Annotated in this window: 13 protein-coding genes; all 13 read left to right on the top strand. The window is 47.2% G+C overall.

Annotated elements, in window-relative coordinates; genetic code table 11:
* Window positions 1-185: 185 nt before the first annotated feature.
* The 13 genes from rpsB to lpxA all read left to right on the top strand — a co-directional run bounded on the left by rpsB (window position 186) and on the right by lpxA (window position 13,081).
* Window positions 186-914 carry a 30S ribosomal protein S2 gene (gene rpsB, locus MHN31_RS18030; protein ID WP_049866374.1) on the top strand — a complete coding sequence of 243 codons (729 nt, stop codon included), beginning with the start codon at window positions 186-188 and terminating at the stop codon, window positions 912-914.
* Between the two features lie 163 nt (window positions 915-1,077).
* The gene (tsf, locus tag MHN31_RS18025) at window positions 1,078-1,929 is read left to right on the top strand and encodes a translation elongation factor Ts (protein WP_049866373.1); all 852 of its coding nucleotides are present in this window, start codon (window positions 1,078-1,080) and stop codon (window positions 1,927-1,929) included.
* A 150-nt stretch (window positions 1,930-2,079) separates the two neighbouring features.
* A complete protein-coding gene (pyrH, locus tag MHN31_RS18020) occupies window positions 2,080-2,820 on the top strand; it encodes a UMP kinase (protein ID WP_010385750.1) in 741 nt (246 codons plus the stop codon).
* Between the two features lie 84 nt (window positions 2,821-2,904).
* A complete protein-coding gene (frr, locus tag MHN31_RS18015) occupies window positions 2,905-3,462 on the top strand; it encodes a ribosome recycling factor (protein ID WP_010385751.1) in 558 nt (185 codons plus the stop codon).
* A gap of 77 nt (window positions 3,463-3,539) precedes the next feature.
* Window positions 3,540-4,313: an isoprenyl transferase gene (locus MHN31_RS18010; RefSeq protein WP_125564074.1), complete on the top strand. Its 774-nt coding sequence runs from the start codon at window positions 3,540-3,542 to the stop codon at window positions 4,311-4,313.
* An 11-nt stretch (window positions 4,314-4,324) separates the two neighbouring features.
* On the top strand, window positions 4,325-5,191 hold the full coding sequence (locus tag MHN31_RS18005; RefSeq protein ID WP_239444968.1) for a phosphatidate cytidylyltransferase: 867 nt from the start codon (window positions 4,325-4,327) through the stop codon (window positions 5,189-5,191).
* Entirely contained in the window at window positions 5,188-6,375 is a 1,188-nt protein-coding gene (gene ispC, locus MHN31_RS18000) for a 1-deoxy-D-xylulose-5-phosphate reductoisomerase (protein WP_239444967.1), read from the top strand. The genes MHN31_RS18005 and ispC overlap by 4 nt, the downstream gene beginning before the upstream one ends.
* Before the next feature lie 8 nt (window positions 6,376-6,383).
* Window positions 6,384-7,736: a sigma E protease regulator RseP gene (rseP, locus tag MHN31_RS17995; protein WP_239444966.1), complete on the top strand. Its 1,353-nt coding sequence runs from the start codon at window positions 6,384-6,386 to the stop codon at window positions 7,734-7,736.
* A 67-nt stretch (window positions 7,737-7,803) separates the two neighbouring features.
* Complete coding sequence (gene bamA, locus MHN31_RS17990; RefSeq protein ID WP_125564068.1) at window positions 7,804-10,275, top strand: outer membrane protein assembly factor BamA; 2,472 nt, start codon at window positions 7,804-7,806, stop codon at window positions 10,273-10,275.
* Between the two features lie 10 nt (window positions 10,276-10,285).
* On the top strand, window positions 10,286-10,804 hold the full coding sequence (locus tag MHN31_RS17985) for an OmpH family outer membrane protein (protein WP_125564067.1): 519 nt from the start codon (window positions 10,286-10,288) through the stop codon (window positions 10,802-10,804).
* Complete coding sequence (gene lpxD / locus MHN31_RS17980; RefSeq protein ID WP_125564065.1) at window positions 10,804-11,844, top strand: UDP-3-O-(3-hydroxymyristoyl)glucosamine N-acyltransferase; 1,041 nt, start codon at window positions 10,804-10,806, stop codon at window positions 11,842-11,844. Before MHN31_RS17985 ends, lpxD begins: the two co-directional genes overlap by 1 nt.
* A gap of 11 nt (window positions 11,845-11,855) precedes the next feature.
* On the top strand, window positions 11,856-12,308 hold the full coding sequence (fabZ, locus tag MHN31_RS17975) for a 3-hydroxyacyl-ACP dehydratase FabZ (RefSeq protein WP_125564064.1): 453 nt from the start codon (window positions 11,856-11,858) through the stop codon (window positions 12,306-12,308).
* A 2-nt stretch (window positions 12,309-12,310) separates the two neighbouring features.
* Window positions 12,311-13,081: an acyl-ACP--UDP-N-acetylglucosamine O-acyltransferase gene (lpxA, locus tag MHN31_RS17970; protein ID WP_125564063.1), complete on the top strand. Its 771-nt coding sequence runs from the start codon at window positions 12,311-12,313 to the stop codon at window positions 13,079-13,081.
* Window positions 13,082-13,135: the final 54 nt, after the last annotated feature.

The following is a 13,135-nucleotide window of genomic DNA, read 5'->3' as shown; positions in this document are numbered from 1 at the left end:
TGAATGATGTAAGACGGTTTTTTGTAACGAAGACAACACGAAATTTAATTTTAACACACACACATATCGACACATACACTTGGGTGCAGGCGAGGGGCAAATAACCGGGTTACCGGATTACCGAACTTGTTGGTGTTATGGGATATGTGGAGGCCTAACCCTACTTAATTTAGAGGAAAATACAAATGGCAAACGTTTCAATGCGCGATATGCTTCAAGCTGGTGTTCACTTTGGTCACCAGGCTCGTTACTGGAACCCTAAGATGAAGCCTTTCATCTTCGGCGCTCGTAACCGTGTTCATATCATCAACCTTGAAAAGACAGTTCCTATGTTCAACGATGCACTTAAGTTCCTTTCGAACGTTGCATCTAACAAAGGTAAAATCCTTTTCGTTGGTACTAAGCGCGCTGCAAGCGAAGCAGTTAAAGAAGCAGCTATTCAAAGCGAGCAGTTCTACGTAAATCACCGCTGGTTGGGTGGTATGTTGACTAACTGGAAAACAGTTCGTCAATCAATCAAGCGTCTTAAAGACCTTGAGACTCAAAGCCAAGACGGTACTTTCGAGAAGCTGACTAAAAAAGAAGCTTTGATGAAAACTCGCGAAATGGAAAAGCTTGAGAAGAGCCTTGGTGGTATCAAAGATATGGGCGGTCTTCCAGACGCTATCTTCATCATCGATGCTGACCACGAGCACATCGCTATCCGTGAAGCAAACAACCTGGGTATTCCAGTAGTATCTGTTGTTGATACTAACTCTAACCCAGACGGCGTTGACTTCATCATCCCAGGTAACGATGACGCGATCCGCGCTATCCAGCTTTACACTGGTGCTGTAGCGACTGCTATCACTGAAGGTCGTGAAAGCAACATCGTTGCTCAAGCTGAAAGCGACGACTTCGTAGAAGCTGAGTAATTGATTGCATACCGCGCCACTGGCAACGCCTAGTTTGCGGGTGGCCGGTCGCAACGCACTAAGCTGTCATCAAGTCTTCATCTTATTTTTCTGAAGACTTGATATTCTTTACAAGCGGTAATTCGCTTATCAAAAAACCGAATTCAGAATTGAGGATATTCTAATGGCTGTAACTGCTGCCCTAGTTAAAGAACTTCGCGAGCGCACTGGCGCTGGCATGATGGATTGTAAAAAAGCACTAACTGAAACTAACGGTGACATCGATCTAGCTATCGAAAACATGCGTAAGAGCGGTGCTGCTAAAGCGGCTAAAAAAGCTGGTAACATTGCTGCTGAAGGTACAATCCTTATCAAGCAAGGTGAAGGTTTCGCTGCACTTCTTGAAGTTAACTGTCAAACTGACTTCGTTGCTAAAGACGAAAACTTCCTGGGTTTTGCAAACACTGTTCTTGACGCTGCTGCTGAAGCGAAAACAGACATCGAAACTTTGAAAGCTAAGTTCGAAGAAACTCGTGTTGCACTAGTTGCTAAAATCGGTGAAAACATCAACGTACGTCGCGTTGAGTACATCGATGGTGCAAACATCTCTGCTTACCGTCACGGCGACCGTATCGGTGTTGTTGTAACTGGTGAAGCTGACGAAGAAACGCTGAAGCACGTTGCAATGCACGTTGCTGCTTCTAAGCCTGACTACCTAAACCCAGAAGATGTACCTGCTGAGGTTGTAGAGAAAGAAAAAGCGGTTCAGGTTGAAATCGCTATGAACGAAGGCAAGCCTGCTGAAATCGCTGAGAAAATGGTTGTTGGCCGCATGAAGAAGTTTACTGGTGAGATCTCTCTTACTGGTCAGGCTTTCATCATGGAGCCTAAGAAGTCTGTTGGTGAGTACCTGAAAGAAAAAGGTGCTTCTGTTTCTTCATTCATTCGCCTTGAAGTAGGTGAAGGTATCGAGAAGAAAGAAGAAGACTTCGCTGCTGAAGTTGCTGCTCAAATCGCGGCTGCTAAAGGCGAATAATCACGCTTAGGTGATTAAGTGATGCAAAAGCCCCCTCGAGATGAGATTTGCTTTTGCGTCACTGCACAAAATTCTCTAAAATAACCGCGCATTTATGTCTTTCATAAGCGCGGTTATTTTGTATCTCACTTTTAATTTGGCCCGGAAATTATGACTATCAATCGAAAACCTGTTTTTAGACGCGTTCTTCTTAAACTTAGCGGCGAAGCTTTGATGGGAGATGAAGGCTTTGGAATCGATCCTAAAGTATTGGATCGTATGGCCCAAGAAATAAAAGAACTTGTAGAACTCGACGTAGAAGTGGGTTTGGTTATCGGCGGCGGTAACTTCTTACGTGGCGGCTCGTTAGCCGAAGCGGGCATGAATCGCGTAGTGGGCGATCACATGGGAATGCTGGCAACTGTGATGAACGGCCTGGCAATGCGCGATGCGCTGCACAGAGCGTTTGTGAATGCACGCCTGATGTCTGCCATTCCTCTAAATGGTGTTTGTGATGCGTATAACTGGGCAGAAGCAATCAGCTTGCTGAAATCAGGTCGCGTGGTTATCTTCTCTGCGGGTACCGGTAACCCGTTCTTCACAACTGATTCAGCCGCCTGTTTGCGCGGTATTGAAATTGAAGCAGACACGGTTATCAAAGCGACCAAAGTAGACGGCGTATTCAGTGATGACCCAGTGAAAAACCCGGATGCAGAATTACACCGTCACCTGACGTACAATGAAGTGATTGAAAGAGAATTAAAGGTTATGGACCTTGCGGCATTCACGCTGGCCCGTGACCACAACATGCCTTTGAGCGTATTCAACATGAACAAGCCTGGCGCACTAAAGCGGGTTATCATGGGTGAAGAAGAAGGTACGTTAATCAGTACACAACCAGCTGCAGAGTAAGCGCTCTGGCGCATTGGCTGGCTACACCAGCAACTTAACCTGCAAGCTGAGTCCGATTAATACAGTAAAGAATAGGATAGCACTGTGATTGATGATATTAAAAAAGATGCGCAAGAGCGCATGACAAAAAGCGTAGCTGCGCTGGCAAGCCAGCTATCTAAAATCCGTACTGGCCGTGCACACCCGGCATTGCTTGATGGCATTTCTGTGTCTTACTACGGTGCTGACACGCCGCTTAACCAGGTTGCTAACGTGACGGTAGAAGATTCACGTACACTGGCTATCAGCGTATTTGACAAGTCTTTGGCACAAGCGGTAGAAAAAGCGATCATGGCGTCTGATTTGGGTCTTAACCCAATGTCTGCGGGTACGGTTATCCGTGTACCACTTCCTCCGCTGACAGAAGAGCGTCGTAAGGACCTGATCAAAATCGTACGTGGCGAAGTTGAAGGCGGCCGTGTTGCAGTGCGTAACATTCGTCGTGATGCCAACGGTGACGTGAAATCACTGCTGAAGGATAAAGAGATTTCTGAGGACGAAGCACGTCAGGCAGAAGACGAGATCCAGAAGCTAACTGATAAGTTTATCAAAGAGATGGACACTCAGCTGAGCGCTAAAGAAGCAGAGCTGATGGAAATCTAAGCAACCACAAATTTATTAGGTTTGCAGCGCCGTCTAAGGTATACTAGACGGCGTTTTTTTTTACTTAAATAGGCATTATGATTTTAACCGCTGACGCAATTTCACAGCAATCTCTGCCCAAACATGTCGCTATCATTATGGATGGAAATGGCCGCTGGGCTCAGGCGCGTAAGCGTCCCCGTGCATATGGACATAAAAAAGGGGTAGATTCAGTTCGCAATGCTGTGCAGTTTTGCTCTAAGCTAGGGATAGAGTCATTGACGTTGTTCGCTTTCAGTAGTGAAAACTGGCGCCGTCCTGAGGACGAAGTCAGCACTTTGATGGAATTATTCCTGTTTGTATTGAGTAAAGAAGTTAAGAAGCTCCATAAGAACAATGTGAAGCTGTCAATCATCGGAGATATCTCGCGCTTCCCAGCCGGGTTGCAGCAAAAAGTGGTCGATGCAGAACAATTGACCGAGCATAACTCAGGATTAAAGTTGAACATTGCGGCCAACTATGGCGGTCGCTGGGATATTATGCAGGCGGCTCAAGCCTTGGCTGAGCAGGTCGCTGAAGGCGCCATCCAGGCGAGCGACATTACAGAAGAGGCGATTTCGTCACAGTTGACGATGGCGGACCAAAGCCCGCTTGATCTATTGATCCGCACCGGTGGAGATTACCGCATTAGTAATTTCTTACTGTGGCAGGCAGCGTATGCTGAGCTCTACTTTACCGAAACATTATGGCCAGACTTTAATGAAGAAGCGTTTTCAGAAGCGCTTGCCTGTTACGTTTCGAGAGAACGACGTTTCGGTTGTACCGGCGAACAAATAAAACAATTACTCGCCGAGAGCAAAACAACAAGTTAAAGGTATAAAATTTGTTAAAACAACGTGTTATGACGTCGGTGGTGCTGGCGCCACTGGCTTTACTATTGGTATTTTTTACACCGCTGAATTTATTTAGTGTGATTGCCGGCGCCATTATCCTGATGGGTGCCTGGGAATGGGCTGCCTTTATTGGTCTCACAAATCGCCTGCACAAAGGCATTTATGTTGTCATGATGGCAGCAGTTCTGGCCGGCCTTCATATCCACTGGCCGATCACAGAGCTTTGGCATCAGGGGCGTCTGGTCGCTGATGCAAATTACGTCTTTACCCTTGCCGCTGCCTGGTGGCTGGTTGCAACCGTTCTGGTTATGAATTACCCGCGTATGGCCAAAGCCTGGAATGAAGGCATGATCATGCGTACCATTGCCGGCTTTTTGACCTTAATTCCACTTTGGCTGGCACTGAATGTGCTGCGCAGCGCTGAGTATCATCAGGCAGAGCAATACGGCTCAGTGTTAATCATGGTGGTGCTGGGCATCGTGTGGAGTGCAGACATAGGTGCTTACTTTGCCGGTAAGAATTTTGGCAAACACAAGTTAATGCCGAATGTCAGCCCCAATAAAACCATCGAAGGCTTGATCGGTGGCTTACTGACGTCTGTCGTGTTTGTGGTCATTTTCTGCTACTGCAGTGACGTAGCGCAACATCAGTGGCTATTGTATGCAGGATTAACCGTTGTGATTGCGTTGTTTTCCGCTGTCGGTGATTTGCTGGAAAGCATGTTTAAACGTGAAGCCGGGTTAAAGGACTCAGGTAAATGTCTGCCGGGACACGGCGGTATTCTTGACCGTATCGATAGTTTAACTGCGGCTGCGCCGATTTTTGCCTTGCTGTACGCCTGGACGGTGACACTATGAGTGATAAGCAAAACCTGGTTATTTTAGGGTCAACTGGCTCTATTGGCACATCAACGCTGGATGTTGTCGAGCGAAATAGCACACAGTATCAGGTTTTTGCGCTGGTTGCCGGACGTAATACACAGCTGGTTATTGAGCAGGCGTTGAAGCATCAGCCTCGCTATGTCGTGATGGGAGCTGAAGACGCAGCCACAGAGGTAAGAGAGGCACTTAACAGCCAACAGACTGAAGTGCTTAGTGGCACTCAGGCCATGTGTGATATCGCCGCTCATACTGACGTAGACATTGTGATGTCGGCCATTGTCGGTGCGGCGGGGTTATTGCCAACACTGGCGGCGGTAGAGCAGGGCAAGAAAGTCCTGCTGGCCAATAAAGAATCTCTGGTCATGTCCGGGCAGTTGTTTATGGACAAAGTAAAGCGCCATGGTGCAACTTTGCTGCCTATCGACAGTGAACACAATGCCATCTTTCAGTGCTTACCTGGTGCCTTACAAAAGGGCGACAGCACGGCACTTGATACTCAAGGGATCCGCAAAATTCTCCTGACAGGCTCCGGCGGACCATTCCTGACACGCGCCATTGATACGCTGGCCGATGTAACCGTTGCTGAGGCCGTCGCACACCCTAACTGGTCAATGGGACAGAAGATCTCTGTAGACTCCGCGACCATGATGAACAAAGGGCTGGAGTTCGTCGAAGCAAAATGGCTGTTTCATTGCCAGGCTGATGACATTGAAGTGGTTATCCATCCACAGAGTATGATCCATTCCATGGTGCAATACATAGACGGCTCTGTGATTGCGCAAATGGGCCAACCAGATATGCGAACTCCCATTGCTTATGGTCTTGCTTACCCAGAACGGATAGAAGCGGGCGTTAAGCCACTCGATTTTGCGGATATTGTCGATTTCACCTTTACCAAACCTGATTTCAACCGCTATCCCAACTTAAAACTGGCAATCGATGCGTGTCGTAGCGGCCAGTCAGCTACAACGACACTGAATGCGGCGAACGAAATTGCTGTTGCGGCCTTTTTGAATGAGCAAATTGGCTTTTGTGATATTTATCGCATAAATGCTGAAGTGCTTGAACGTTGCCACCTCGAACCTTTACACTCTGTGGACGCGATAATGGCACAGGATGCGCAAGCCCGCAGACTTGCCAGGGAACTGATCAGTAAGTAGGAGTCACTATGTTGGAATTTTTCTGGAACCTGGGTTCTTTCATTGTCGCACTGGGGATCTTGGTGGCTGTACATGAATATGGCCACTTTTGGGTTGCCAGAAAAGCCGGTGTGAAAGTACTCCGGTTTTCAATAGGTTTTGGTAAACCTCTGGTCCGTTGGTATGACAAGCTCGGTACTGAATATGTCATTGCCGCCATTCCTTTGGGTGGGTACGTTCGTATGTTGGATGAGCGTGTGGATGAGGTGCCTGTTTCAGAACAACATCTGTCATTTAACAACAAACCCGTACTTTCCAGAATTGCCATTTCAGCCGCCGGACCCCTTGCGAACTTTCTTTTCGCTATTTTTGCTCTCGCACTTATGTATATGGTTGGCGTTCAGAATGCCAAGCCTATTGTTGGAAATGTGACCGACAGCAGTATTGCGGCTCAGGCTCAGGTGCAGCCGGGCGACCGTATTATCAGTGTCGACGACGAGGTTGTTCAGTCCTGGCAGGAAGTCACCTTTGCGTTGATGGGGGGACTGGGCGAATCGCAAGTTATCCTCAAAGTTCAGGACAGTCAGGGTCAGCTCGCTTTGCGTCAGCTAGATACTCGTGAGTGGCGATTGGATGAGCAAGATGTGCCACCTTTGACGTCTGTGGGTATCCAACCTTACCGCCCTAATCTGAAACTAGAAATTGCGCAAATAGCGTCAGGCTCTGCTGCCGAGCAAGGCGGTTTAGCGGTGGGTGATAAACTGCTGCGTTATAACAATGAAACGCTCGACTCATGGGAACAATTTGTTCAGCTAGTACAAACCTCAGCGCAACAACGCAGTCATCTGGTCGTACAAAGAGCAGGTCTTGAGGTTGATCTTTACCCTACGCCACAGGGCCGTGAAGACAACCAGGGGGTACTTATTGGCTATTTGGGCGTAGTACCAGTGCTTGAACCCTGGCCGAAAGGGTATATTGAAACTAGACAATACGGGGTATTCGATAGTATCGTGCTGGGCGTTAAAAAGACCTACGACTTAACTGCGCTCAGTTTTGAGATGATTGGTAATTTGTTGACCGGTCAGGTATCGGTTAAAAATCTCAGTGGGCCGGTTGGCATTGCTGTAGGGGCCGGAAATAGTGTGAGTTATGGGTTTGTCGCATTTTTAGGCTTTTTGGCTTTAATTAGCGTCAACCTAGGGGTTTTCAACCTTTTACCCCTGCCGGTCTTAGATGGCGGGCACTTAATGTATTACTTTATTGAACTTATTCGCAAAAAACCGGTCTCTGAAAAGACACAAGAGTTAGGCTATAAGGTGGGTGCAGTTGTGCTCCTGGCGCTAACTTGTTTTGCACTACTTAACGATGTATCGAGGCTTTAGGCCGCAAGGTGCGATAGCAATTGAGGCGCACTGTTCGCCGTAAGCTGTAAAGGATAAAGATAATAAAATGCCTATAAAAAAACATTTAGCTGTAACGAGTTTACTGGGCGCGAGCTTTGCTGCTCTGGGGCAAAACTCCTTTATCGTAGAAGATTTGAAAGTTGAAGGCCTGCAGCGCGTTGCGCTGGGCGCTGCGTTAACACACATTCCTATCAACGTGGGTGATCAAGTTGATGACTATACAGTGTCCAAGACGATTAAGGCGCTGTTTGCATCTGGCCATTTTGATGATATTGCTGCATATAGAGATGGCAATCAGGTTATTTTCAAAGTTAAAGAACGTCCGACGATTGCTTCGATTGAATTTGATGGCAACAAAGACATCAAAGATGAGCAGCTTCAGGAAAGCTTAGATCAGCAAAATATCCGTGCCGGTGAAACTTTAGACAGAACGGTTATTGATAGCGTTGAGAAAGGCCTTATCGAATTCTTCCACAGTATCGGTAAGTACAACGCTAAGATTGAGATGACCATTGTTGAGCTGCCACGTAACCGGGTAAGACTGAAGCTGGATTTTAATGAAGGTGACGCGGCGTCGGTCAGGCAGATCAACCTGGTTGGTAACGAACTTTTCTCAGATGAAGAGCTGTTGAAATTGGTTGAATCGCAGCAGGATTTACCTTGGTGGAAATTCCTGTCTAGTGACCGCTATCAGAAGCAAACCATTGAAGGCGACTTGGAAAAGATCCGCAGTTACTATCTGGATCGTGGTTACCTGCGTTTCAACATTGACTCTACCCAGGTTTCCGTGAGCCCAGAGCGTGAGTCAGTCTATGTGACGGCAAACCTCACCGAGGGTGAGCAGTACATGGTAAAAGACTTTGAGTTTATCGGGGACTTGCTGGGTCGTGAAGAATTGATCCGCAGTGTTGTACCGTTAAGAAGTGGTGAGCTGTATAACGGCTCAATCGTCACTGCCACCGAAGAATTTATCAAGAGTTATCTGGCACGCTTTGGCTATGCCAATGCCGAGGTACGCACCGTGCCTGACATTGATGACGAAAGCAAAGAAGTGAAGTTGACCCTGGCAGTTGACCCTGGCAAGCGTGTTTACGTACGCCGTATTGCAGTCAATGGCAACCAGGTTACTGCTGACCACGTTGTTCGTCGTGAAATGACACAGCTTGAAGGCGCCTGGCTATCTAACCAAAGCCTTGAACGTTCTAAGTTACAGATCCAGCGTCTGCCGTATATGGAAAGCGTTGACTTTGAAGTCAAGCCAATTCCGGGTGTTGACGATCAGGTCGATGTTGATTTTAAAGTTAAAGAGCAGCCCGCTGGTAGCTTCCAGGCCGGTGTGGCTTATGGCTCATATGGTGGCTTGCAGTTTAACGTGGGCGTGAGTGAGTCTAACTTCCTGGGAACTGGTAACCAGCTTGCCTTTAATATTAATACAGGCCGAGGGTCGAAGCGTTATACCGTTTCTTACACAAACCCATACTTTACGCCAGACGGTGTGTCACAAGGTAGCAGCATTTTCTACAGCGACTTTGATGGTAGTAAGCTGGGCCTGATTGATTATGATCAGACCAACTATGGTATTGGCACTAACTTTGGTTTCCCAATTGATGCCGTTAACCGAATCAACTTTGGTGTACGCTGGATTGAAGAAGAGCTGGATCGTATCCCGGATTACGAACAATCACGGGTGATGCGATTGGCGTTTACCGATCCGGAAAACCCGGATGCTGGTTTTGACTTTACTAAATATGAGTTGAGCGTTGGCTGGTCACGGATCACTGTTAACCGCGGTATGTTCCCGACAGACGGTTCACGTCAAAGTGCCACTTTCAGAGTCACGACACCTAACTCAGATCTGAATTTCTTCAAGCTGAATTATGACTCGCGTTTTTACTGGCCAATCAGTAATGACCATCGTTGGGTGTTCTCGGCGCGTGCCGGCCTTGCTTATGGTAATGGTTACGGTGAAGTCAATGGCTTTGAGCAAACCTTGCCGTTCCAGGAATTTTATCGCATCACAGAAATGGAGCTACGCGGCTTTGATCGTAATACGATCCTGCCACGTGCGTTGCAGCGTTCACCTTCCTCAATTGGTGGCACGCCACTGCCGGATGGCACAGTACCAGGTTCGATTGGCGGCGATCCGCAGTTTGACAACCTGATCCAAGGTGGCCGTATCGGTGGTAACGCAAAAGCCCTTGCAGGCATTGAGATGATTGTACCGACGCCTTTCCTGGAAGAGGAAAACACCAGCTCAGTGCGTACCAGCTTCTTCATTGACGCTGCGAACGTCTGGGACACGGAGTTCGATGCCGATCGTTATACAAACTTGTCGCCGGATGTATATAAAACACTATCAGATTACTCTGATCCAAGTCGGTTCAGGGTATCTACAGGCCTATCTGTACAGTGGATCTCGCCAATGGGACCAATGCTGATCAGTTTTGCCTACCCACTGAAAAAAGAAGAAGATGATGAAACTGACTTCATCAGCTTTAACATAAGTAATACGTTCTAAGGAGCTAATTGTGAAAAACCTTTTTAAAACTTCGGCCATGGCGCTGATGGCTACACTCATGATGGGGGCTTCTGCGTCTGCGTTTGCACACAAAGTTGGCCTAGTCGATATGCAAAACATCTACTCAAAATTGCCACAAATGGCAAAAATTGAGCAGACTTTACAAGCTGAATTTGCAGAGCGTCGTCAAGAATTAGAAAAACTACAAGGTGACATCCGTTTCGAAGCTGAAAAGTTCAAGCGTGAAAGCGCGACAATGAGTGAAGATCAGCAAGTTGCATTGCGTGAGAAAATTCAGGGCATGCAGCAAGAACTGGCTACAAAGGGTCGTCCTCTAGAGCAAGAAATCAAAGTGCGTCAAAATCAGGAACTGGCAAAAGTACAGAAACTGATCGTTGATGCCATTGAAGAAGTTGCCAAAAAAGGAAAATACGACGAAGTTCGCGTAAAAGATACGACAATTTACTTCAACCCTGATAAAGTTTCTGACCTGTCGGATAAAATTGTTGAAGTAGTCAGTAAAAAGTAATGACCAAACACTACACTTTGTCGCAGTTGGCTGAAGCTGTGGGCGCCGAATTGCAAGGCGATCCGGCTCAGCCAATTGGGAAAATTGCCACCTTGCTTAGTGCGGGTGGTCAGGACATTGCGTTCCTGGCAAATAAAAAGTACCGCAGCCAACTTGCGTCAACGCAAGCGGGTGCCGTGATCCTGGCACCTTCTGAGGCTGAACACTTCTCTGGCAATAAGCTAGTCTGTGACAACCCTTATGTTGCGTACGCTAAACTTGCGCAATACATGGATACCACACCCGATTCAGCTCAGGCGATCCACGAGCGCGCGTCAGTGCATGAGTCTGTGAAGCTTGGCAACAATGTCAGTATCGGTGCCAATGCTGTGATAGAAGCGGGCGTTGAGCTGGGTGATGATGTACAGATTGGCCCAGGTTGTTTTGTTGGTAAACACACGCGCATCGGCGCAAAAACAAAACTTTGGGCAAATGTCACGATTTATCATGAGGTCGTGATTGGTGAATCCTGTTTATTTCAGTCAGGTGCTGTGATCGGCAGTGATGGCTTTGGTTATGCCAACGAAGGTGGAGAATGGGTTAAAATTCCTCAGCTTGGCAGCGTCATTATCGGTAACCGCGTAGAAGTCGGGGCGAGCACGACGATAGACCGTGGTGCGTTAGACGACACGGTGATCCATGATAATGTGATTTTGGATAACCAAATTCAGATCGCACACAATGTTGAAATTGGCTACGGCACAGCGATTGCGGGCTGTAGCGTTATGGCCGGCAGCGTTAAAATCGGCAAGTATTGCCAGATTGGCGGTATGGTGGCTGTCAATGGACACAACGAGGTGTGTGACGGAGTCGTCATTACGGGGATGAGCATGGTGACAAAAGGGATCTCCGAGCCGGGGATTTACTCATCAGGTATGCCACACACCACTAATAAAGAGTGGCGTAAGAACATTGCTCACCTACGAAACCTTTCGGATTTTAAAGCGCGACTAAAAGCGCTGGAAAGCCTCACAGAACAGCTTAAACATACTGATAACTAAAGGATGTTATTTTGGCCAACGAATTAAATAGCTTCGATATTCAAGAAATCCTAAAGCTACTGCCGCACCGTTACCCGATGCTGCTGGTAGACAAGGTCATTGATCATAAGCCTGGCGAATACTTACATGCAGTTAAGAATGTAACTGCGAACGAGCCTATTTTTACAGGCCACTTTCCCGATCAACCTATTTTCCCAGGTGTGATGATTTTAGAAGCGCTGGCTCAGGCAACGGGCCTGTTGGGCTTCAAGACCGTCGAGAATCGCGGTGATAATGAACTATACTTGTTTGCAGCGATAGATAATGCGCGCTTCAAGCAGCCTGTTGTGCCTGGTGACACCATGCATTTACACGTTGAATTTGTTAAAGAGCGTCGTAATATCTGGAAATTTTCTGGTGTTGCAAAAGTTGACGATAAAGTCGTCTGTAGCGCTGAATTAATGTGTGCAAGAAGAGAGTTTTAAGCGTGATCCATCCTACTGCAATTATTGAGTCAGGTGCTCAGCTGGGCGAAAACGTATCGGTTGGACCTTATAGCTATATCGGTAATGATGTTGTTATCGGAGACAACTGTAAAATTGAATCTCACGTGGTAATAAAAGGACCTAGCGTGATTGGTTCTGGTAACCATATTTTTCAGTTCGCATCAGTGGGCGAAGCCTGCCAAGATAAAAAGTACAAGGATGAACCAACCAAACTCGTGATTGGTGACAACAATATTATCCGAGAGTGTGCCACTATCCACCGTGGAACTATTCAGGATAAAGGGATTACTGAGATAGGCAGCAACAACCTGTTTATGGCATACACCCATGTCGCACACGATGCCATCATTGGCAACAACGTGATTTTTGCCAACAACGCAAGCGTTGCAGGGCACGTTCACATCGGTGACTTTGTGATTTTGGCGGGCAATTCAGGTGTGCATCAGTTCTGTAAAATTGGTGCGCATGCCTTTGTTGGCATGTATAGCGGTGTGAATCAGGATGTCCCACCATTTGTGACGACGACCGGTACACCGGCAAGACCTGCGGCGATTAACACAGAAGGGTTAAAACGCCGTGGTTATGAGTCAGATGAGATTATGGCCATTCGTCGTGCATACAAGACCTTGTTCCGCAAAGGCCTGAAGCTGGACGAAGCACTGGAAGCCATGCGCGAAGATGCGGCAAAATTTGCTGGCGTACAGCAAATGATCGACTTTATTGCGACTTCTGAAAGAGGATTGGTACGTTAAATTTATATAACGATCGATAACCTTTCTACATCGCATATCTGTATCTGATATACT

It is taken from the genome of Pseudoalteromonas sp. McH1-42 (genome assembly GCF_022347845.1).
Taxonomy (GTDB): Bacteria; Pseudomonadota; Gammaproteobacteria; order Enterobacterales; family Alteromonadaceae; genus Pseudoalteromonas; species Pseudoalteromonas rubra_D.
Note: the sequence above shows the minus strand (reverse complement) of the source record. Positions and strands in the feature narration are given on the sequence as shown.